The organism is Ensifer sp. GW821-FHT05G01, assembly GCF_059419585.1.
Genome location: NZ_JBWKSC010000002.1, coordinates 500,393 through 520,478, shown reverse-complemented (window position 1 = coordinate 520,478; position 20,086 = coordinate 500,393). Strand labels below are relative to the sequence as shown.

Here is a 20,086-nt window from a genome sequence, read left to right as displayed (position 1 = left end):
ACGGGGGAAGGCGTTGACACGGAGGCCCCAGTGATCAAGCAGCCAGATCGAAACGATCGGCGTTCATGACCTTGGTCCAGGCCGCTGCGAAGTCCCTGACGAACTTCTCCTTGTTGTCGTCCTGGGCATAGACCTCCGCGTAGGCGCGAAGAACGGAGTTCGAGCCGAAGACGAGGTCGGCGCGGGTCGCTGTGTACTTCGTAGCGCCGGTCTTGCGGTCGCGGATTTCGTACAGGTTATTGCCGGTAGGAACCCAGGAATAGCCCATGTCAGTCAGCGTGGCGAAGAAGTCTGTCGTCAACGCACCGACGTGGCTCGTGAAGACGCCGTGCGCTGTGCCGGCGTGGTTCGTGCCGATGACGCGCAGACCACCGACGAGTGCCGTCATCTCCGGTGCCGTCAGGCCCATGAGCTGGGCGCGATCGAGCAACAGCTCTTCCGGGCTCACCACATAGTCCGCCTTCTGCCAGTTGCGGAAGCCATCGGCGAGCGGCTCGAGCGGGGCGAAGCCGTCCACGTCCGTCTGCTCGGCGGTCGCATCGCCGCGCCCTGCGGCAAACGGCACCTCGATCTCGAAGCCTGCTGCCTTTGCCGCCTGCTCGACGCCGTAGTTGCCGGCGAGCACGATCACGTCGGCAAGGCTTGCGCCCGATGCCTGGGCGATCGGCTCCAGAACGGAAAGAACACGGGCCAGACGCGCCGGCTCATTGCCCTCCCAGTCCTTCTGTGGAGCAAGGCGGATGCGGGCACCGTTCGCACCGCCGCGGAAATCCGAACCGCGGAAGGTACGTGCGCTGTCCCAGGCCGTGGCAACCAGATCCGAGATCGAAAGGCCGGATGCCGCGATCTTCGCCTTGACGCCGCCGATATCGTAGTCTTTGCGGCCGGCCGGGATCGGGTCCTGCCAGACGAGGTCTTCAGCCGGAACATCCGGGCCGAGGTATCGGGACTTTGGCCCCATGTCACGGTGGGTCAGCTTGAACCACGCGCGGGCGAAGGCATCCGAGAAGGCTTCGAAGTCGTTGCTGAAGCGCAGCGAGATCTCGCGATAGATCGGGTCCACCTTCAGCGCCATATCCGCATCGGTCATCATCGGGATGGTACGGATCGAGGGATCCTCGACGTCGACAGGCTTGTCTTCCTCGGCGATGGTGATCGGCGCCCACTGCGAAGCCCCCGCGGGGCTGTGCGTCAGCGTCCACTCATGCTTGAACAGCATCTCGAAGAAGCCGTTGTCCCACTTCGTCGGCTCGGAGGTCCAGGCGCCTTCGATACCAGAGACAACCGTGTTGCGGCCTATGCCGCGACCCTTGGTATTGACCCAGCCGAGACCCTGGAATTCGGGGCCTGCGGCTTCTGGATCGGGGCTGAGGTCGCCCGGGTTGCCATTGCCATGGGACTTGCCAATGGTGTGGCCGCCAGCTGTGAGTGCAACAGTTTCCTCATCGTCCATGCCCATGCGCGCGAAGGTCTCGCGCATCTGTGCCGCGGTCGCCAGCGGATCGGACCTGCCGTTCACGCCTTCCGGGTTGACGTAGATGAGACCCATCTGCACGGCGGCAAGCGGGTTTTCCAGCGTCTCGGGCTTGGCGACATCGCCGTAGCGGCCGTCGCTCGGGGCGAGCCACTGCTTCTCGTTACCCCAGTAGACGTCTTTTTCCGGCGCCCAGATGTCCTCGCGGCCGAAGGCGAAGCCGAAAGTCTTGAGGCCAGCGACATCGTAGGCAATGGTGCCGGCAAGCGCGATCAGGTCGGCCCAGGAGATCTTGTTGCCGTATTTCTTCTTGATCGGCCAAAGCAGGCGGCGCCCCTTGTCGGTGTTGACATTGTCCGGCCAGGAATTGAGCGGGGCGAAGCGTTGGTTGCCGGTGTTGGCACCGCCGCGGCCGTCAGCGGCGCGGTAGGAGCCGGCCGCGTGCCAGGTGACGCGCGCCATCATGCCGACATAGCTGCCCCAGTCGGCCGGCCACCATTCCTGGCTGTCGGTCATCAGAGCGCGCAGATCCGCCTTCAGCGCTTGCACATCAAGCTTCTTGAGTTCTTCGCGATAGTTGAACCCCTTGCCCAGCGGATTGGTCTTGCTGTCGTGCTGGTGCAGGATGTCGAGGTTGAGCGCGTTGGGCCACCATTCCATGACGGAGTTGCCGAGTGCCGTGGCGCCGCCGTGCATGACCGGACACTTGCCGGTCGGGGTTGTCTTCGTATCCATTTTGGTCCTCCAACGGGTTTTCTTCAATCTACGGCCACTGGAAGGACCTCGCGGGCGCACCTCTTTGGTCAGCGCCACCGGTCGGTGTCTTCCAAGTGGCCAATGAGTAACAAGCCCTTTCCATAAACTCCAATTGTATATTCTAAAGACTCCGATATGCTGAGGTTATGAATGGCCTGACCATGAAACACCTCCGCTATTTCGAAGCCCTTGCCCGCATCGGCCATTTCGGCCGCGCCGCGGAAAGCTGCGCCATCTCGCAGCCCGCGCTCTCCGTGCAGATAAGGGAACTGGAGGAACTGCTCGGTGCGCCACTGGTGGAGAGAGGTGGGCGCCGCATACGGCTGACAAGCCTCGGCGAAGAGTTCGTTGGCCGTGCCCGCGCTATCCTGCACGCTGTCGACGAACTGGGAGACCTCGGAAGGGCGGCCCATGGGCCGCTTGCCGGCCGTCTTCGCCTCGGCATCATTCCAACGGTCGCGCCCTACCTGCTACCAAGCATCATCAAATCGCTCGCGCAACTCTATCCGGGGCTCGATCCGCGGCCGCGCGAGGCGATCACGCGAAGACTGATCGAGGACCTGGCAGAGGCGAAACTGGATCTCGCCATCGTCGCGTTGCCGATTTCGGAGCCTACGCTGGAGGAAGTCCCCCTCTTTGACGAGGAGTTCGTGCTGGTGCGGCCGCTGGAAGATGCGGAAAAGCCGGTGCCGGCTTCGGAAAGGCTTCACGAGATGCGCCTGTTGCTGCTTGAAGAGGGGCATTGCTTCCGGGATCAGGCTCTGTCCGTCTGCAACATCACCGCGGCATCGACGCGCGACGTGATGGAAGGCAGTTCGCTTTCGACCCTCGTTCAGATGGTGGGTGCGGGCATAGGTGTGACGCTTATTCCCGAGATGGCCATCGAGACCGAAACGCGATCCTCTTCGGTTGGCGTGTCCCGGCTTGCCCGCCCCCGCCCCAGCCGAACGATCGGGATGGTCTGGCGAAAGACCAATCCATTGTCGGCGCAGTTCACTCGGATCGCCGACGTCGTGCGCAATGCCGGGCTGAGCAGGCAGAGGCAAATGGATGGCGCCCGGTAAAAACAAGCAGTTGCGTCGATCATCGGTATGGCGACGACAGGAAATAGCAGATACCAAAAACGCGGAACCGGGACGGTTTGCCCCAGGCAACCCGCTGCGCCTGGTCGACAGCGCGCACCCAAAGGCTCGCAAGCCATCGACTACCCCTTACCCTGCCTCACAAGCGATCTCTCGATATCGATGATGTCGTCCCGGGCAGCCGTTGGACCGCCCCTGGACCAAGGCGACCCCAAGCCCGATCCTGAAGTCGACATCCCTCGCCTTCCTGAGTTCGAAAATTGCGATTGGGTAGGTCCAGCATCCATTTCGGCGCAAAGCTGATGACAAGACCGGCCGAACCAGTGACACCGTAGAAGACGGGGATCAGAGCAACCAGAGCACCCTCAATGCCAACTGGCGCCTGATTTGACGCCGGCGAAAGATATGCAGGATTGGCAGCCTCTCAATCCCGAAAGCGGGCCATACAACCGCTTATCGGAAGATTGGCACGCTCCTCCTATTGTGCTCCGCATACTCCATCGTCCTATATCCACCTGCGAGAGTGGTCGCGGCGTTCCAGTAGCTGTACATTTCGCGAGCTCTTGGGTCTCAGAGGGTAATCACGTGCGCTGGTCGAAACCTCTAAGACTGCACCTCAGCGTCCTGGTCGCGACGCTGCTGCTGTGCATTTCGATTCCGCTGATCTGGATGGCGTTCAGCCAGGGACGCGAAGCGGCGATCGTGGCAGGTGAAAGGCAGATGCGGCAGATGAGCCTGCGTCTGGTCGAGGGTTACAAGTATGCGCTGACGGGAGGATACGAGGCCGTCGCCGTCGCCTCCACCTTGCAGCACGTCGTCTCTCGTCCACCCCTCGAATTGGAAGAAAAGCAAGCGTTCTTCCTTGAGGTCCTTCGAAACGTTCCGAATGCAACGAGCATGCTGGCCGGATATCCCGACGGATCCTACATCCAGGCAATCAACGCTGCCAATCCTTATGTCCGAACAACACTTTCGGCGCCCGAAGGCACAGGTTTTGCCATCAGAATTGTGGCGCATGAAAATGCTGGAAACATCGAGATCATGAGGTTCCTCGATGCCGGGGGCCGCTTCATCACCGAACGCCGATCCGAAGGAACGACATTCGATCCGCGACAGCGTCCCTGGTATCGCGCGGTTCTGCAGCATCAGAAGCCTGTTTCCGTTGGCCCCTTTGTCAGCGGAACATTGAAGGTGCCGACCCTCACGATCGCAGCGCCTATGAAGGACAACGGCCAGATCGCGGTCGGCGTCAACATACACCTTGAGACCGTTAGCCGACTGCTCGACGCGCGCGAGATATCGCCGCGTGCCCGCAGCTACATCCTCGATGAACAAGACGGGCTGGTGGCACATTCGGACCCGGCGATGATGAGCAGGATACTGGGCCTGTGGACGCAGCGCGGCGAGGCCGACGATGGAGCGGCAAAGGCCTTGGACCGAACTGTCGACACGGTGATCCGGCTCCGCCGGGACGCCAAGCTTGCAAACGGGGACCTGGCCCGGTTTGAGCTCGACGGTGAGCCCTATCTTGTCGAGATCGCTCCAGTCACCTTCTCGGACCTGTTCAAAGGCACCTCCGTCGCCGTCGTCGTGCCGTTCGACGATCTTGTAAGCCAGGCAAACAGACAGCTCGTACGCAACGTCGTGATGGCTGCGATCTTTGTCATCGCGGGCGTCGGTGCGTCTATTGTTCTCGCGCGCCTGATCAGTGCTTCTCTCTATCAGCTTGCCGCCGAAGCGCGGAAGATCGGGGATCTGGATTTCGCCGGAAAGGGAACGTCGCCTTCCTGGATCAGCGAGATCAATACGCGCGCAGGTGCGCTGGCCGCCTCACGGCGTGCCATAGCTCAGTTTGCCCTCTACGTTCCCAGGGAAGTGGTCCGACGGATCGTCGACCCTGCCGACACCTCGACGAAGGCGGCTCGGCAGGATGTGACGGTCCTGTTCACGGACATTCGCGACTTCACCACGATCTCCGAACAGCACCCGCCCGAAGACGTCGTCGAAATCCTGTCCACCTACTTCGAACTGTTGAACCAGATTGCCGAGCGCCACCGCGGCACGGTCGTTCAATATCTCGGCGATTCCATTTTTGTCATGTGGAATGCGCCCATCAGACAGGCTGATCAAGTCGCCTTTGGCTGTCGCTGTGCGCTCGCCATGAGTGTTGCCGTCGACGAACTGAACGAAAACAACAGGAAAATTGGCCGCCCCGAACTGCAAACGCGGTTCGGCTTGCACACCGGGCAGGCTGTCGTCGGCAGTTTCGGCGCAATCTCGCGCCAGCAATACACAGCCATGGGCGATACGATCAACGTCGCGTCGAGGTTGGAGGGTCTGAACAAGGAGTTCGGAACGACCATCCTTGCAAGCGCAGCGATCCAGCATGTCGTTGCGGATCAATTCGCGTTCCGCTCGCTCGGCCCAGTGAAAGTGAATGGGCGGATGGAAGCGGTAGAGATCTACGAATTGGAGCAAGTCTCGGCCGGTGAACCCGGATAGCGACCGGTGAAGAAACGGTCGGAATGTGCTCAGCCGTTCTTGGCTTTGACACGGGCCGCAGCTCTCGGTCAGAGCGCCGCGGATACCAATTCGCCCGATGGAGCAGAAAGCTTGAACACTGCCTCCCTGGATGCTGTCGAAAGTGAGTAGGGTGCGGCAAGCAAACGACCGCGCCCCCCCCCATTCAAACGCCGCGGCGATTACCCCACAACAGCACATGCAGCTGCGGCAACACCCGCGCATCGAACCATCTGTCACCGGTCACCTTGTCGACCAGCCAGAGCATGCGGTTCATGATGCCGTCTATGTCTACGGTCGCGCTGTCGTCTTCCGGCGGCGGCGGCGTATGGTTTCCGGGTTGCAGGTAGACAGGCAGCTCCGGGTACCGCCGGGCGATGTCCCTGGCATAGGCATAGTCCCGATCGTCGAAGACGACGATCTTGAGCACCGTCATCGGACCGCCGGCGGCCGTCGAAAGACAGTCATCCAGTCTTGCGAAGTCGGTTTCCATCCCGCTCGATGGCGGTTTCGGGCTGAGGACCAGCACGTCGAGATTGGCGAACCAGTCCCTGGCGACGCTGCCCTGCGTCTCCAGCGCAAAACGATAGCCTTCGCTGTGGCCACGATCGATCAGCGGCCCGAGCGGCTGGATGGCGGGGTTGCCCCCGGAAAGCGAGACGGTCAGCGGCACGCCGCCGGAGAGCCGCTCGACTTCACTCCAGACTGCGTCGACCGACATCGGCAGCCATTCTTCGCGGTATTGGCTGTCGACGGCGTGCAGCGTATCGCACCAGGAACAGCGGTAATCGCAGCCGCCGGTGCGCACGAACACGGTCGGCTGGCCGATCAAGACGCCCTCTCCCTGGATCGTCGGCCCGAAGATCTCGCTGACGCGGATCGCGGCACCGGTCATGGCCGGTATTCCGCCCAGGTCTTCGGCGTCTCGCTGACGCGAACGGCCGACGTTTCCGGCAGCCGCTCCTTGCACCAATCGTAGAAATGCTTTGCCAGGCACTCCGACGTCACCCGCTCGTGGCCGAGCACATCGTTCAGGTGGCGATGGTCGAAACTGCCGTCGATGTAGCGCTTCAGCGGCGCCAGATCATGATAGTCCCGCACGAACCCGTTTTCATCGAGTTCGGTGGCGGCAAGTTCGACCTCAACGATGTAGTTGTGGCCGTGCAGTCGCACGCATTGGTGATCGGCGGGCAGATGGCTCAGCTGGTGCGAGGCGGAGAAATGAAACTCCTTGGTGATGCGGTACATCAGCGAACCTCCTGCGCCAAGAAGCGGCTTGTGGCGGCGCGCCAGAAATCCGGATCGGCATACTCGGTCGGATCCTCGACGCCGGCCAGATGGAAGGCCTCGCGCCGCTCGACACAGGTGCCGCAGCGCCCGCAATGGCTCTCACCACCCTTGTAGCAGGACCAGGTCTCGCCGAAGGGCGTGCCGTGCCTGGCGCCATCGGCGACGATCGCCGCCTTGGGAACATCGACATAGGGGGCGTAAAGCCTGACGCTGCCATAACCGTCAAGCGCTTCGTCCTGCATCTTCTGGAACGCGTCGATGAAGCCCGGCCGACAATCGGGATAGATGAAGTGGTCGCCGCCATGGACGGCAACGGCGACCGCTTCGGCCTTCTGCGCCGAGGCGAGCCCGAAGGCGATCGCCAGCATGATGGCGTTGCGGTTCGGCACGACCGTCGCCTTCATCGTCTCCTCGGCATAATGGCCGTCGGGCACGTCGATATCATCGGTCAGCGCCGATCCGGTCAGGTGCCGGCCGACGCCGGTGATATCGATGATCTCATGTGGAACGCCAAGCCGGCGGGCGCAGGCAGCGGCGAAGTCGAGCTCCTTGCGATGGCGTTGGCCGTAGTCGAAGGAAAGCAGGCCGACGAGCTCCTGTTCCGCCGCTATTCTATAGGCGAGCGAAACGGAGTCCAATCCGCCGGAGCAGATGACGATAGTTCTCATAAATGTGGATCCCTTGTTTTGACCGGGTGGGCTGCGACCGGATGCAGGGCTGCTTTAAGCCATTGCAGTCGTTTTGGCCAGTCCTCGACGCTACGCCTTCGCCTGACGGCGGAAATGCGGCCGGACCATTTTATCTGCAGCCGCAGGATCAAAAATCACTCCGGCCGATTTCCGCCGCGTTTCAAAGGCGCTAACGTCTCGCCGTCACGCCTGACGGCGGTGGGCTCCGTGCTGTGCCATTGGCGGCAAGCGCCGAATGGCTGCGGGGTTCGATTTGGGAGGAGTTCAGGAATGCTGATCGACGGAAAAGTCTTCATTGTAACCGGTGGTGGTTCGGGCCTTGGCGCCGGTGTTGCGCGGCTGTTGCACGGTAACGGCGCGCGTGTGGTGCTTGCCGACATCAACGAAGACGCCGGCCAGGCAATGGCCGAGGCGCTCGGAAACAATGCTCTTTTCGTCAAGACCGACGTCACCAGCGAGGCCGAAGGCGCGGCCGCCGTTTCCGCGGCTGTCGATACGTTTGGACACCTCCATGGGCTGGTGAACTGCGCCGGCATCGCGCCGGGCGAAAAGGTGCTCGGCCGTGAAGGTCCCCATCGGCTTGAGAGCTTTGCCCGCGCGGTCGGCATCAATCTCATCGGCACGTTCAACATGGTTCGGCTGGCAGCCGCCGCGATGGAAAAGGAAGCGCCTGGCGAAGACGGCGAGCGTGGCGTCATCATCAACACGGCTTCCGTTGCCGCCTTCGACGGGCAAGTCGGCCAGGCGGCCTATTCCGCCTCGAAGGGCGGCGTCGTCGCCATGACCCTGCCGATCGCCCGAGAACTCGCGCGACACGGCATCCGCGTCGTTGCAATCGCACCCGGCATTTTTGAAACGCCGATGATGGCCGGCATGCCGCAGGAGGTTCAGGATTCGCTCGGCAAGAGTGTTCCCTTCCCGCAGCGTCTCGGCAAGCCGCAGGAATTTGCAGCCCTTGTTCAGCATATCTGCGAGAACCGGATGCTGAACGGCGAAGTCATCCGTCTCGACGGCGCGTTGCGCATGGGCGCGCGCTGACACCTGCTATGTTGATGGCCCCGGGTGCAGCCAGCATCCGGTCAGCCATGCTGTTGCGCGCATTCATGGATAGGCAGCCGTTTCAAACGCCTTGCACGTCCATCAGGCGCATCTGACACCCGGCGACCTCTCAGCATTGTCGGGGCAGCCACACAGGCAATGACGCGCCGGACCGGCCGCCGTCAGGCGGCACCTTCGATGATTGCCGGCGCGATGACGTAGGCGCAGCGGCGCGCGCCGGCGAGAATATGTTCGGTGCGCTCGACCGCAACGTCCTTGCCCAGGATATCGCGAAAGACGTTGATCTCCGCCCGGCAAAAGCCCTGGCAGCTGGCTGCGGCAGCGCAGATCGGACAATGGTTCTCGACAAAGAGAAAGGTGCCATCGCCTGGCTCCTCATAGCCGGCCATATAGCCTTCGGCCGTCCGCAGCCGCACCAACTTTTCCACCCGCTCCCGCAGGCTCTTTGCACCTTCAAGCGCCGCGCGATAGCCGGCTCGCGTCTCCTCCTCGCGCGCCGCGATGATGCGATCCACCGCCGCCTCCCCGAGCGTCTGACGGATGGTGCGCAGCAGCTGGACGGTCAGTTCCGCATGGGTATCGGGGAATTCCGCATGGCCTGAGGCGGTCAGCCCCCAGAACTGCGAGGGACGGCCGACGCCCCGCGCCTCCGACCAGGCATTGACGAGGCCGTCCTCCGCAAGGCGGACGAGCTGCTGGCGTGCCGCCTCGCCCGATATCGACAGGCGCTTGCCGAGCGCGGCCGCCGTTTGCGGCCCTTGCAGTTTGAGCGCCAGCAGGATGCGCTCGGCCGGCGATCGCCCCTGGCTCTGATCTGGATTTAACAAGTGATCGCTTGACATATTATTGGCCGGAGATTTACAAAGAATTGTCTTGTTAAATACACGCCGGATGGTTTTCGCACAAGACAGTCGCTGCGTTTCATCCGGCTGAAGAGGATTTCAACCATGGCCTTCGAACTGCCCTCCCTTCCTTTTTCCATCGAAGCGCTCGCCGAAGGTGGCATGAGCGCCGAGACGCTGGAATTTCACCACGGCAAGCACCACCAGGCCTACGTGACCGCGCTCAACGGCTTCGTCGAAAAGGACCCGACACTTTCAGGTCTTTCGCTCGAAGACATCATTCGCCATGTGAACGGCAAGCCTGAACTGGCGCCTGTCTTCAACAATGCCGGCCAGCACTGGAACCACATCCTGTTCTGGAACAACCTCTCCCCCAAAGGCGGTCGCATCCCGGACAGTCTTGAGAAGAAGATCGTCGAAGACTTCGGTAGCGTTCTAGCCTTCAAGGACGCCTTCAAGGCGGCGGCAACCAGCCAGTTCGGTTCCGGCTGGGCCTGGCTCGTGCTTGATGCCGGCGGCAACCTCAAGGTGACGAAGACCGCCAACGGCTCGAACCCGATCGCCACCAACGAGGGCAAGGCGCTGCTCGGCCTCGATGTCTGGGAGCACAGCTACTACATCGACTTCCGCAACCGCCGCCCCGACTATGTCAGCAACTTCCTCGACCGCCTGGCGAACTACGAGTTTGCCGAGGCCGAACTGAAGTCCGCCTGACCATGCCCGCTGCGGCGCCGCTTCCGGGGCGCCGCACCCCATCCCAGCCGGAATGCATCCCATGACCCAGACCGTCACTGTCGATCTCGCCACTCACACCGAACGCGCCGTCACCCGACCCCAGTTCGCCGACACCATGGCGCGACTGGCATCGACAGTCTGCGTCGTCAGTTCCGGCAGCGGTTCCGAATGCCTGGGTAGAACCGCGACAGCCGTCTTCTCGCTGTCGGCAAACCCGCCGTCGATCGTCGTCTCGATCAAGGCTGACAGTGCGCTCGCCGAGGCGATCACGAAACAGTATGGCTTCTCGCTGGCGATGCTCGCCCAGGGGCAGGAGCTTGTTGCCGACGCCTTTGCTGGTCGGGTCGCGGCGGCCAGCCGCTATCTCGTCGGCGTCTGGGCCGACTGGCCTTCCGGCCGGCCGCGTCTTCTCGGGGCTGCCGCAGGAGTGGACTGCGTGCTCAGTGCCTCCATCCTCGTTGGCGATCACCGCCTCTTTGTCGGAACGATCATCGCCACCGAAACCTCCGGTTATGCCGAACCCCTTCTGTGGAGTGAGCGGCAATATCAGGCACTCGACAGATCGACGGCCTTTGCCGCACCATCCGGTGGGCGCCCATTGCCATCCGGTGCCGCATGCCGGACGATCTGAGCCGCGCGAACGAACATCCGTTGGGGAGCAATCATGCGACAGGTGCTTGAAAAACTTCTCTTCGACGGCCACGACGACGCGCTTCTGCGCTTCACGCTGGGCAGCATCTGCCTGCAGGAGGCGGATGCAGAGACCGCACTCGTCCACCTGAGCCGCGCGATCGAACTCGACCCTGCCTATTCGGCCGCCTGGAAGCTCCGCGGCGCAGCGATGCTGAAGCTCAACCGCATCGAAGAGGCGCGCCACATCTGGACCGAGGGAAGAGCCGTCGCGGAAAAGAAGGGCGACCTGCAGGTCGCGCGCGAAATTACCGTCTTCCTCAAACGGCTGGATAAGCAATGCGTGGCCGCGAACAAGGGCTAGCCTCAGGCAGCGCCCAACCGCCTGATATTGCCGGCAAGTTCGGCAGCCAGACGTAGAGCCGCCGCGGTCGCGCCGGCCATCTGCGGCATGATCAGCCATTCGAGCGTCCAGGCGGCGCCGGAACGCTCCTGCTCGTGCACCAGCGCATGATGGACGCCGGAAAGCTGGGTCGCGTTGAAGCGCGCAAGCGCCACCAGAACTTCGGCTGCAACCGGGTTCTGTTTGTGCGGCATCGCGGAAGATCCGCCGCCGCCGGCCAGTTCGATTTCATCACCCTGCTGCGCCATCAGGGCTACGTCCTGCCCGAACTTGCCGAGGCTGCCGGTGACCAGCGACAGCGCATTGGCGAAATCGGCAACTTCCGAACGCTGGCTGTGCCATTGCGGAAAGTCGGCAAGTGCCAATTCCTCGGCGAGCGTCGCGCGCACATCGTCCGCCTTGTCCTGCAACTTGTCGAGCGTACCCACCGCGCCGCCGAACTGGACGGCAAAAAGGTCGCGCTCCATCGCCTCCAGCCGATCCTTGTGATCGAGCAACGGTTCGATCCAGGTCCGCAGCCGATCCGACACGGTGATCGGTACTGCCGCCTGCATGCGCGTGCGCCCCATTAACCTGCGCTCTCCCCATTGGTCGTCGCACTCCTCCAGCACGGATACGACATCGCCCAGCCGCGTAGCGAACAGCTCGGCAACGGCCTTCATGCGCAACATCAGGCTGGTATCGATGACATCCTGGCTGGTCGCGCCAAAATGAACGTGCGCTGCCGCCTCGCCGCCGACGGCGGCCCGCAATTGACGCACGAGTTCGGGGACCACAACGCCATCAACCGCCATGCCCCGCCGGAGTGCTGCTACGTCGGGAGAAAAGCCGCGACAAGCCTCGGTGATCCGGTCGGCGGCACTTTCCGGTATCACGCCATGGATCGCTTCCGCACGCGCGAGCGCGGCCTCGAAAGAAAGCATGGCATGAATGTCGGCGGCAGTCGAAAACTCGGCCGCGACCGCCTCATCGCCGAGAAGGCCGGAGAGATAGGGATGATCGAAAGCGGAATAGGTCATGGTCCCCCCGATGATTGCCGCGATTGACGCTCGCGCTTGAACGGAATGCCTCATTCTCGTCTGGGCCATCCACGCACCGGGATGCAATGGACCGGCCCCAGGCATGACATTCCGGTTTCAGATGTCGAGGAAGACCGTTTCCTTCTCACCCTGCAGGTGAATGTCGAAGATATAATTAGGTGCGCTGCCGGTCGCGACAAGCGTGGCGACGCGATGGCGGTGTTCGACGCGCAAAAGTAGGGGATCGGCGGCGTTCGCCTCCGCCTCGTCGGGGAAATACATCCGCGTGTGCAGGCCGAGATTGATGCCGCGCGCGACGATCCAGAAGGTGATATGCGGCGCCATCGGCCGGCCGTCCTTGAACGGGACACGACCCGGCTTGATCGTCTCGAACCGAAAAGCGCCATCTTCGCCGCCGGTCGGACAGCGTCCCCAGCCGGAGAAAGCCGGATCGGCCGCACCGCGCAACTCCGACGGTGAGTTGTAGAGGCCGGCCGCATCCGCCTGCCAGATTTCCACCAGCGCATCCTTGAGCGGCGTTCCTGTACCGTCGAGCACCCGACCGCTGACGGTGATGCGTTCGCCAAGCGTCCGTTCGCTGACCATCGTCGTGCCGAGGTCGGTATCGTAGACGCCGCCGATGCCGCAGAAATTCGGCGTGAGACCGATATGCACATAGGGGCCAGCCGTCTGCGACGCTGTTTCCTTGAGGTAATCGAGCGCCTGGACCATCAGTTGCCCTCCATTCGGTTTTCAAACAGCGTCGAGCGACGACCGCGCAGGATGATATCGAACTTGTAGGCTCGCGCGTCCATCGGGATGGTGTTGGCCCAGTCGAGCGGCGCGATCAGTTGTTCGATCGCACGGCGATCGGCAATCGTGTTGACGATCGGACACTTCCAGATCATCGGGTCGCCCTCGAAATACATCTGAGTGATCAATCGCTGTGCAAAGCCGTGGCCGAAAATCGAAAAGTGGATGTGGGCCGGACGCCAGTCGTTGACGCCGTTCGGCCAGGGATAGGGACCGGGCTTGATCGTACGGAAGGAATAAAAGCCTTGCTCGTCGGTGATGGTGCGGCCACAACCACCAAAATTCGGATCGAGCGCTGCGAGATAGCTTTCCTTCTTGTGGCGGTAGCGCCCGCCGGCATTGGCCTGCCAGAATTCGAGAAGCGCGCCGGAAACGGCCCGTCCGCGTTCGTCGAGCACCCGTCCGTGAACGATAATGCGCTCGCCAATCGCGCTTTCGCCCGGCTTGGCGAAATTGTGGATGAGGTCGTTGTCGAGTTCGCCCAGCATCGAATGGCCGAACACCGGTCCGGTGATTTCGGAGATCGTGCCGTCGAGCGACAACAGGGCCTTCTGCGGCGAGCGCAGCACGGAGGTCTTGTAGCCGGGCGTCAGCGCCGGCGCGTGCCAGTTTCTGTCGCGCGGAAAGAAGGCACCGGTCTCGGGTTTCTGGTTTGCTCCGTCGGACATCTCTTGCTCCCGTCAGGCCGCCTCGCCGGCGTCCATCTCCGCAAAGACCTGCTTGACGATCTTGATCGCGTGGTTGGCTGCCGGAACGCCGGCGTATATCGCCACGTGCAGCAGCGCCTCGCAGATATCGTCACGGCTGGCGCCGGTATTGGCCGTGGCGCGCACATGCATGGCCACCTCCTCGTCCTGGCCAAGCGCTGCCAGAAGCGCGATGGTCACGATCGACCGCTCTCGTTTGGTCCAGGTCGGTCGCGACCAGACGTGCCCCCAGGCGGCCTCGGTGATCAACTCCTGGAACGGTCGGTCGAAATCGGTGGAGGCCGTTTGCGCGCGGTCCACGTGGTTATCGCCAAGAACGGCCCGCCGGGTGGCCATGCCCTGGCGATAGCGGTCGGAGGGCGCGAAGGCATCACTCATGGCTCTTGTCTCCATGCATTACAATTTCAAAGAAGACCCGCAATACGGCGGTCAAAGCCTCCGGCTTTTCGACGCAAGGGATATGCCCGGCGTCGCGGATGACCTCGTAGCGGGCGCCGGGAATGAGGCGTGCAGTGGCGAGCACCACGTCCGGCGGCGTAGAACCGTCCTGATCACCAACGATGCAAAGGACGGGCACGGCGATGCGGGCCGCCGCTTCCGTATAGTCGGCGTCGCGGATCGCACCGCAGGTGGCGGCATACCCCGTCGCCGACTGGCGGATCAGCATGTTGCGGTAGCCGATCAAGGCCGCATTTTCCGGGCGTCGGAACTCGGGCGTGAACCAGCGTTCGAGGATGCCATCAGCGATCGCTTCAATGCCGCGCTCCTCGATCGCGGCGATGCGCTGCGCCCAAAGCTCTGATGTCCCGATCTTGTGGGCGGTGTCGCAGAGAACAAGCGCACGCACGAGATCCGGGCGCTGCTGATAGAGCGACTGGGCGATCAATCCGCCGACCGAAAGGCCGCAGATGATCGCCTGTTTGACCGAGAGCATGTCGAGCAGGCCGGCAAGGTCATTGGCATGATCTTCGATCGCGTAAGGCACGGGGCCGATATCGGAAAGACCGTGGCCGCGCTTGTCGTAGAGAACGATCGCATAGTCGCCGGCAAGACGCACGATGACATCACGCCAGATCCGAAAATCCGTACCCAGCGAATTGGCAAAGACCAGCACCGGGCGCTCGGCCGTGGCGCCGATGACCTGATAGTGGATGGTGATGTCGTTGATGCGGGCAAATTGCACGGCACTTCTCCTCTGCAATCAAATTGTCTGTTTAATCTGGTTAGGTAAAATGATATTTCACCGCATTCCATTAACTCAAGGGTTATGAATAAGATGGTCGACGCCCGGGTCAAGTTTCGTCATCTGCAGACTTTTGTCGAGGTCGCAAGACAGAAGAGCGTCATGAAGGCGGCAGAACTGCTGCATGTCAGCCAGCCGGCGGTTACCAAGACCATCCGCGAGCTGGAAGAAGTTCTGGGCGTCGCCGTTTTCGAGCGCGAGGGGCGCGGCATCAAGATCACCCGTTATGGCGAAGTCTTTCTTCGCCACGCCGGCGCGGCGCTGACGGCGCTTCGCCAGGGCCTCGATTCGGTCTCGCAGGAGCGCTCCGGCGACGGCGTTCCTGTGCGCATCGGGGCATTGCCGACGGTTTCGACGCGCATCATGCCGCGGGCAATGTCGCTCTTCCTGAAGGAAAACACCGGCGCACGGATCAAGATCGTCACCGGCGAGAACGCCGTGCTTCTCGAACAGCTGCGCGTCGGCGATCTGGACCTCGTCGTCGGCCGCTTGGCCGCGCCGGAAAAGATGACCGGCTTTTCCTTCGAGCACCTCTATTCCGAACAGGTGGTCTTTGCCGTCCGCGCCGGGCATCCCTTGCTTGCCCGAAAGCAATCCGCCTTCTCCCATCTCGGCGACTACCCGGTGCTGATGCCGACACGCGCCTCGATCATTCGCCCCTTCGTCGACCAATTTCTGATCGCCAACGGCATACCGGGCCTGCCCAACCAGATCGAAACCGTGTCCGATGCGTTCGGCCGCGCCTTCGTGCGCACCAGCGAAGCGATCTGGATCATTTCGGCCGGTGTGGTCGCCAGCGATATCGAAGATGGCACGCTAGCGGTCTTGCCGATCGACACGAGCGAAACCAAGGGCCCGGTCGGCTTGACAATGCGTGCCGACTCCGTGCCGTCGTTACCGCTCGCCATCCTGATGCAGACGATCCGCGAGGCAGCTGGAGAGACGTCGGCCAAAACTTGACCGAGGCAAGCATGCGGTCGTCCAGCGTCGTCATGGCTTCGAGAAAATGACTTCAACGCGCCGGTTGGCATGGCGAGCTTCGGGTTGGTCCTGGCCCTTCTCATCGGTTTCGCGATGCTTCGGCTCTTTCTCGCCCACCCCGGAAACCTCGAAATTGACACTCGCCAGCCCGCCCCTGCCCGCCAACCAATCCTTCACCGCAAGGGCGCGCTGTTCCGAAAGGCGTTGATTGTACGCCTCCTCGCCGAAGCCATCGGTATGTCCGATGACGCGAACTTTCTGCACATTGGCATCCGCGATCATGCGCGCCACGGTCTCGAGGTAACCATCGCTGCCTTTGGCGATCGTCGCGGAATCAAAGTCAAACAGCAGCGTCGTCGGAATGCTGACGACCCGCTCGGTCGCGGTCTCGGTCACCTCGATCTGGTCCTCGTGAAGTTCCAGCGCCATCGCGCAAAGCCCCGTTGCAAGTGCCAGCATCGTCACGACGTACAGGACGACTATCAGCCACCACGCGGCATCGAGCGATCCCTTTGTCCAGATCCAGGTGGGGTCGTCCCTCTCGGATCGGCAGAAATAGGCCTGAACAGTTTTCGGCGGCGGCCCAACCTTGATCTGGCGTTCTTCGGGAAGACCGGCGAAATTGCCGGCAAGGACCGATTTTGCGTCAGGCTGCAAGCGGATCCCGCCGAGATATTCGTTCTCGTCGTCAACGCAACGGTAGGTCAGCAGCCGGCGGACCAGCAGGTAGCCGAGAAAGAGCACAATGCCGGCGCCGAGGCTGACGATTGCTACAGGCACAAGATCAAAACTGTGTTCAGCGCGACGATTGTGAAGATAGAGCGCCGCGAGCATGACGCCGAGAACGACACCGAGAAACCGCGCCAGACCTTTGCGCTCGCCCTCTTCAAACGGCGGCGGAAAAAGCAGGAAACCGCAAAGGGAAATCACCGCCCAGCCTGCGGTGGCAATCATACCGGCATATTCAACCGCGTTCGACAGTGGCCCCATGCGACGCAAGAACGGCGTCACCCATTCCCACCACTGCTGGAGATCGCCACCTTCCATCGCCTGCCCCTAGAAGTTGACGGTGTGGCTCTTGGCATTTTGGTGGGAGACACTATGCACGGCGGGATCGATCTCCGGCGGCGGCGTTCCCATGCTCAAGGTCTGGAAACAATAGATGCCGGCTTTCAGCGGGCCGACGATAATCTTGGATTTCCCGAACTGAAGGGGTGCATAGCGCGATTGAAAGAACCGGTCGACAATGAGCCTGTCAATGTGTGTCTCCAGCTGGAACTGGATTTGTGCCGCGCTCGCAGCGGCAGCGCCGCCGCCGCTGCCAGACGAGAACGCCAGCAAGCGCGTTTCCAATGAGGCGGCAAAAAGATCGAAGGTGCCGATGGCGGCAGCCTCAATGTCCGAGACGAAACGCACCATTCGGCTGCGCGAAAGCGCTTCGCGGACGAGCGCCCCGCTTTGCGCTCCATCAGCCGCAAGCGCCTGCAGCGCTTTCAGATTGGTAAAATCGAACAGCGGCGCCGCCGTCTGTCCATCGGCCTCCTCTGTCGCTGGCCGCGCGAGCAAAGGGATGCCGTCGAGACCGATCGCCTGAGAGAGGGCGAGGAGCGCAACGATTGCGGTAAACTCGTCAAAGAGCGAACCCGCCTCTGCTGCCGTACCATCCAGCCGCTCGTCCTCGATCAAATGCGGCAGTGCTTCCGGCCGGGTATTGAGGGCTGTCGCGGCTTCCTCGGCCGCCCAGACGAATGCGGAGCGCAAATCATCGGCATCACGACCAAGCCCTCGGCCGAAAACGACGGATCCGTCCGTACCCGCATCGACAATGGCTGTAGGCGCGGCCTTCACTGCGCGCTCGACAAAACTGCCAAAGCTGCGACCGACCCGTTCCGCCAGGCCTCTTCCAAGGCTGCGGGTGACGGCAGAGATGACATTCATGGACGCACCGCCCGCCTGCTTCAACGAAGACGTGCAATCATAAGCCCGGCGTTGTTGCCGAACAAGATACGCAAAAAGGCGTACCTGGTCGGCAGGCTGCTATGACGCCAACGGCAAGACACCGCTTTACAACGCTTCCTCAAACGCAACAATGCGACGACACAGAACTCCAGAACAGAAACGCCATCGCCGTGCCGATCTCCCTTCGCTCCTTCCTTCCCGATGATGCCGCAGAGCTCGGCGCCTGGTTTCCAACCCCCGAAGCACTCACCCAATGGAGTGGACCAGGGCTCAGTTTTCCGCTCGATGCGGCGCAGCTCGCGGAGATGCGCGCTTCAACCCTGGACGTTCCACCGGCGCGCTGGATGTTTACCGGCGTTGTCGATGGCGATCTTGCCGGTCACGCCCAGGTGGCGCTCGACTGGGACAATGGCGTCGGCCGCCTCAGCCGCGTCGCGATCAATCCACGGTTCCGCGGACAAGGCCTCGCCCAACCGTTCCTAGAGCGCATCATCGAGCAGTTCTTCGCAGACGTTCGCTTCGAGCGGCTGGAACTCAACGTCTACACCTTCAATACCGCCGCGATCCGCACCTATCTCAAACTCGGTTTTATAGAGGAAGGCGTGCGGCGGTCGTCCGCCAGGGTCGGCGATATCAGATGGGACACCGCCCTCTATGGCATGCTTCGCAGCGCTTTCGCCGCAATGAGGCCGCTTCAAAACGGCAGCCCGACGTAGTTTTCCGCAAGAGCGGTCGCCGCTGCGCGCGAATGCGTGAGATAATCGAGCTCCGCCTCCTGGATCTTCTGGTCGAAATCGCTGGTATCCGGAAAGCGATGAAGCATGGTGGTCATCCACCAGGAAAAACGAACCGCCTTCCAGACCCTCGCCAGCGCATGCGCGGAATAGGCATCTATGCCGGCATTCGAGCGATCCTGGTAGTGTTCCAGCAGCGCTTCGAAGAGATAGTGCACGTCACTGGCCGCAAGGTTCAGACCCTTGGCGCCGGTAGGCGGCACGATGTGCGCCGCGTCTCCGACCAGAAACAGCCGTCCGAAACGCATCGGCTCGGCAACAAAGGAGCGAAGAGGCGCAATCGACTTTTCGAATGACGCCCCCGTCGTGAGCGCCTCGGCGTGATGGGTCGGCAACCGCCGCCTCAATTCGTCCCAGAAGCGCTGGTCGCTCCATTCCTCGACCTTTTCGTCGAGCGCGCACTGAAGATAGTATCGGCTGCGGGTTTGCGAGCGCATCGAACAAAGCGCAAACCCGCGCGGGTGGTTGGCGTAGATCAGTTCGTGGCTGACCGGCGGGACGTCGGCAAGGATGCCGAGCCAACCGAAGGGATAGATCTTCTCGAAGGTGCGGATCGCCTTTTCGGGAACCGACTTGCGGCTGATCCCGTGAAAGCCGTCGCAACCGGCGATGAAATCGCAATCGATGCGGTGCGTTGTGCCATCCAGTTCATAGGTGACGGAGGGGGCATGACCTTCGAAATCATGTGGCGTGACATTTGCGGCCGCGTAGATCGACGGTGCGCCGGTGCGCGCGCGCTCTGCCATCAGATCGCGCGTCAGTTCCGTCTGGCCGTAGACCATCACGCGCTTGCCGCCGGTCAGGTCGTGAAGGTCGATGCGGTGATCCCGGCCATCGAAGGCCAGCGAAAAGCCGTCATGCGGAAGACCTTCGGCATGCATGCGAGCGCCGGATCTGGCTCGATCCATGAGGTGAACAGTCCCCTCCTCCAGCACGCCGGCGCGCACCCGGCCAAGAACATAGTCCTTGCTCACACGATCGAGAATGACGTTGTCGATGCCGGCGCCGGTCAGCAATTGCCCGAGCAGAAGCCCCGATGGACCGGAGCCGATGATGACGACCTGTGTGCGCATGCCTTCCTCCCGAAACT

The 20,086-nt window shown here is 62.2% G+C and carries 21 protein-coding genes and 1 pseudogene; 8 read left to right on the top strand and 14 right to left on the bottom strand.

The annotated features are described in order from the left end of the window. Window positions 1-34 precede the first annotated feature (34 nt). Window positions 35-2,209, bottom strand: a complete 2,175-nt coding sequence (gene katG, locus AC07UR_RS08130) for a catalase/peroxidase HPI (RefSeq protein ID WP_209789592.1) — start codon at window positions 2,207-2,209, stop codon at window positions 35-37. A 167-nt stretch (window positions 2,210-2,376) separates the two neighbouring features. Here katG and AC07UR_RS08125 point away from each other — a divergent pair, with 167 nt between their 5' ends. Then, a complete protein-coding gene (locus AC07UR_RS08125) occupies window positions 2,377-3,294 on the top strand; it encodes a hydrogen peroxide-inducible genes activator (RefSeq protein WP_173421844.1) in 918 nt (305 codons plus the stop codon). 140 nt (window positions 3,295-3,434) lie between these two features. Here the strand turns inward: AC07UR_RS08125 and AC07UR_RS08120 are convergent. Further along, window positions 3,435-3,631, bottom strand: a pseudogene (locus AC07UR_RS08120) (LysR family transcriptional regulator); the annotation flags it as partial. Between the two features lie 266 nt (window positions 3,632-3,897). Between AC07UR_RS08120 and AC07UR_RS08115 the strand changes: the two are divergent. Further along, the gene (locus tag AC07UR_RS08115) at window positions 3,898-5,814 is read left to right on the top strand and encodes an adenylate/guanylate cyclase domain-containing protein (RefSeq protein ID WP_209789591.1); all 1,917 of its coding nucleotides are present in this window, start codon (window positions 3,898-3,900) and stop codon (window positions 5,812-5,814) included. 184 nt (window positions 5,815-5,998) lie between these two features. Here AC07UR_RS08115 and queE read toward each other — a convergent pair whose 3' ends face one another. Genes queE through queC form a run of 3 tightly spaced genes read right to left on the bottom strand, consistent with a single transcriptional unit; the run spans window position 5,999 to window position 7,790 of the window. Continuing rightward, a complete protein-coding gene (gene queE, locus AC07UR_RS08110) occupies window positions 5,999-6,727 on the bottom strand; it encodes a 7-carboxy-7-deazaguanine synthase QueE (RefSeq protein ID WP_209789590.1) in 729 nt (242 codons plus the stop codon). Then, on the bottom strand, window positions 6,724-7,080 hold the full coding sequence (gene queD / locus AC07UR_RS08105; protein WP_209789589.1) for a 6-carboxytetrahydropterin synthase QueD: 357 nt from the start codon (window positions 7,078-7,080) through the stop codon (window positions 6,724-6,726). Before queD ends, queE begins: the two co-directional genes overlap by 4 nt. Beyond that, a complete protein-coding gene (gene queC / locus AC07UR_RS08100) occupies window positions 7,080-7,790 on the bottom strand; it encodes a 7-cyano-7-deazaguanine synthase QueC (protein WP_173421841.1) in 711 nt (236 codons plus the stop codon). Before queC ends, queD begins: the two co-directional genes overlap by 1 nt. A gap of 291 nt (window positions 7,791-8,081) precedes the next feature. On the opposite strand from queC, the gene AC07UR_RS08095 reads away from it, so the two are divergent. After that, window positions 8,082-8,849, top strand: a complete 768-nt coding sequence (locus tag AC07UR_RS08095) for an SDR family NAD(P)-dependent oxidoreductase (protein WP_209789588.1) — start codon at window positions 8,082-8,084, stop codon at window positions 8,847-8,849. 182 nt (window positions 8,850-9,031) lie between these two features. On the opposite strand, the gene AC07UR_RS08090 is transcribed toward AC07UR_RS08095, so the two are convergent. Beyond that, on the bottom strand, window positions 9,032-9,712 hold the full coding sequence (locus AC07UR_RS08090; RefSeq protein WP_209789587.1) for a helix-turn-helix transcriptional regulator: 681 nt from the start codon (window positions 9,710-9,712) through the stop codon (window positions 9,032-9,034). Window positions 9,713-9,817: 105 nt separating this feature from the next. Here AC07UR_RS08090 and AC07UR_RS08085 point away from each other — a divergent pair, with 105 nt between their 5' ends. From AC07UR_RS08085 to AC07UR_RS08075, 3 genes are all read left to right on the top strand, one after another. After that, the gene (locus AC07UR_RS08085) at window positions 9,818-10,426 is read left to right on the top strand and encodes a superoxide dismutase (RefSeq protein WP_173421838.1); all 609 of its coding nucleotides are present in this window, start codon (window positions 9,818-9,820) and stop codon (window positions 10,424-10,426) included. Between the two features lie 61 nt (window positions 10,427-10,487). After that, on the top strand, window positions 10,488-11,078 hold the full coding sequence (locus AC07UR_RS08080) for a flavin reductase family protein (protein WP_209789586.1): 591 nt from the start codon (window positions 10,488-10,490) through the stop codon (window positions 11,076-11,078). A 33-nt stretch (window positions 11,079-11,111) separates the two neighbouring features. Continuing rightward, window positions 11,112-11,441 carry a tetratricopeptide repeat protein gene (locus AC07UR_RS08075; RefSeq protein WP_209789585.1) on the top strand — a complete coding sequence of 110 codons (330 nt, stop codon included), beginning with the start codon at window positions 11,112-11,114 and terminating at the stop codon, window positions 11,439-11,441. A 2-nt stretch (window positions 11,442-11,443) separates the two neighbouring features. On the opposite strand, the gene AC07UR_RS08070 is transcribed toward AC07UR_RS08075, so the two are convergent. The 5 genes from AC07UR_RS08070 to pcaD all read right to left on the bottom strand — a co-directional run bounded on the left by AC07UR_RS08070 (window position 11,444) and on the right by pcaD (window position 15,202). Then, on the bottom strand, window positions 11,444-12,499 hold the full coding sequence (locus AC07UR_RS08070; protein WP_209789584.1) for a 3-carboxy-cis,cis-muconate cycloisomerase: 1,056 nt from the start codon (window positions 12,497-12,499) through the stop codon (window positions 11,444-11,446). A gap of 117 nt (window positions 12,500-12,616) precedes the next feature. Next, window positions 12,617-13,231: a protocatechuate 3,4-dioxygenase subunit alpha gene (pcaG, locus tag AC07UR_RS08065; protein WP_209789583.1), complete on the bottom strand. Its 615-nt coding sequence runs from the start codon at window positions 13,229-13,231 to the stop codon at window positions 12,617-12,619. Further along, complete coding sequence (gene pcaH, locus AC07UR_RS08060) at window positions 13,231-13,980, bottom strand: protocatechuate 3,4-dioxygenase subunit beta (protein WP_209789582.1); 750 nt, start codon at window positions 13,978-13,980, stop codon at window positions 13,231-13,233. Before pcaH ends, pcaG begins: the two co-directional genes overlap by 1 nt. 12 nt (window positions 13,981-13,992) lie before the next feature. Next, a complete protein-coding gene (gene pcaC, locus AC07UR_RS08055; protein ID WP_209789581.1) occupies window positions 13,993-14,397 on the bottom strand; it encodes a 4-carboxymuconolactone decarboxylase in 405 nt (134 codons plus the stop codon). After that, window positions 14,390-15,202, bottom strand: a complete 813-nt coding sequence (pcaD, locus tag AC07UR_RS08050) for a 3-oxoadipate enol-lactonase (protein ID WP_209789580.1) — start codon at window positions 15,200-15,202, stop codon at window positions 14,390-14,392. The genes pcaC and pcaD overlap by 8 nt, the downstream gene beginning before the upstream one ends. Window positions 15,203-15,295: 93 nt before the next feature. Between pcaD and pcaQ the strand changes: the two genes are divergently transcribed. Continuing rightward, on the top strand, window positions 15,296-16,222 hold the full coding sequence (pcaQ, locus tag AC07UR_RS08045) for a pca operon transcription factor PcaQ (RefSeq protein WP_209789579.1): 927 nt from the start codon (window positions 15,296-15,298) through the stop codon (window positions 16,220-16,222). A gap of 30 nt (window positions 16,223-16,252) precedes the next feature. On the opposite strand, the gene AC07UR_RS08040 is transcribed toward pcaQ, so the two are convergent. Together AC07UR_RS08040 and AC07UR_RS08035 are read right to left on the bottom strand one after the other, a co-directional pair. After that, entirely contained in the window at window positions 16,253-17,077 is an 825-nt protein-coding gene (locus AC07UR_RS08040) for an OmpA family protein (protein ID WP_209789578.1), read from the bottom strand. Window positions 17,078-17,299: 222 nt separating this feature from the next. Beyond that, on the bottom strand, window positions 17,300-18,181 hold the full coding sequence (locus AC07UR_RS08035) for a hypothetical protein (RefSeq protein WP_209789577.1): 882 nt from the start codon (window positions 18,179-18,181) through the stop codon (window positions 17,300-17,302). Between the two features lie 191 nt (window positions 18,182-18,372). Here AC07UR_RS08035 and AC07UR_RS08030 point away from each other — a divergent pair, with 191 nt between their 5' ends. Further along, entirely contained in the window at window positions 18,373-18,918 is a 546-nt protein-coding gene (locus tag AC07UR_RS08030; RefSeq protein WP_209789576.1) for a GNAT family N-acetyltransferase, read from the top strand. On the opposite strand, the gene pobA is transcribed toward AC07UR_RS08030, so the two are convergent. Continuing rightward, window positions 18,897-20,069: a 4-hydroxybenzoate 3-monooxygenase gene (gene pobA, locus AC07UR_RS08025; protein ID WP_209789575.1), complete on the bottom strand. Its 1,173-nt coding sequence runs from the start codon at window positions 20,067-20,069 to the stop codon at window positions 18,897-18,899. The two genes, AC07UR_RS08030 and pobA, sit on opposite strands and share 22 nt — an antisense overlap. Between the last annotated feature and the right edge of the window lie 17 nt (window positions 20,070-20,086).

Coding starts and splice junctions, on each gene's coding strand:
- katG (WP_209789592.1), bottom strand. CDS start 2,209: ATGGATACGAAGACAACCCCGACCGGCAAGTGTCCGGTCATGCACGGC.
- AC07UR_RS08125 (WP_173421844.1), top strand. CDS start 2,377: ATGAATGGCCTGACCATGAAACACCTCCGCTATTTCGAAGCCCTTGCC.
- queE (WP_209789590.1), bottom strand. CDS start 6,727: ATGACCGGTGCCGCGATCCGCGTCAGCGAGATCTTCGGGCCGACGATC.
- queD (WP_209789589.1), bottom strand. CDS start 7,080: ATGTACCGCATCACCAAGGAGTTTCATTTCTCCGCCTCGCACCAGCTG.
- queC (WP_173421841.1), bottom strand. CDS start 7,790: ATGAGAACTATCGTCATCTGCTCCGGCGGATTGGACTCCGTTTCGCTC.
- AC07UR_RS08095 (WP_209789588.1), top strand. CDS start 8,082: ATGCTGATCGACGGAAAAGTCTTCATTGTAACCGGTGGTGGTTCGGGC.
- AC07UR_RS08090 (WP_209789587.1), bottom strand. CDS start 9,712: ATGTCAAGCGATCACTTGTTAAATCCAGATCAGAGCCAGGGGCGATCG.
- AC07UR_RS08085 (WP_173421838.1), top strand. CDS start 9,818: ATGGCCTTCGAACTGCCCTCCCTTCCTTTTTCCATCGAAGCGCTCGCC.
- AC07UR_RS08080 (WP_209789586.1), top strand. CDS start 10,488: ATGACCCAGACCGTCACTGTCGATCTCGCCACTCACACCGAACGCGCC.
- AC07UR_RS08075 (WP_209789585.1), top strand. CDS start 11,112: ATGCGACAGGTGCTTGAAAAACTTCTCTTCGACGGCCACGACGACGCG.
- AC07UR_RS08070 (WP_209789584.1), bottom strand. CDS start 12,499: ATGACCTATTCCGCTTTCGATCATCCCTATCTCTCCGGCCTTCTCGGC.
- pcaG (WP_209789583.1), bottom strand. CDS start 13,231: ATGGTCCAGGCGCTCGATTACCTCAAGGAAACAGCGTCGCAGACGGCT.
- pcaH (WP_209789582.1), bottom strand. CDS start 13,980: ATGTCCGACGGAGCAAACCAGAAACCCGAGACCGGTGCCTTCTTTCCG.
- pcaC (WP_209789581.1), bottom strand. CDS start 14,397: ATGAGTGATGCCTTCGCGCCCTCCGACCGCTATCGCCAGGGCATGGCC.
- pcaQ (WP_209789579.1), top strand. CDS start 15,296: ATGGTCGACGCCCGGGTCAAGTTTCGTCATCTGCAGACTTTTGTCGAG.
- AC07UR_RS08040 (WP_209789578.1), bottom strand. CDS start 17,077: ATGCTCGCGGCGCTCTATCTTCACAATCGTCGCGCTGAACACAGTTTT.
- AC07UR_RS08035 (WP_209789577.1), bottom strand. CDS start 18,181: ATGAATGTCATCTCTGCCGTCACCCGCAGCCTTGGAAGAGGCCTGGCG.
- pobA (WP_209789575.1), bottom strand. CDS start 20,069: ATGCGCACACAGGTCGTCATCATCGGCTCCGGTCCATCGGGGCTTCTG.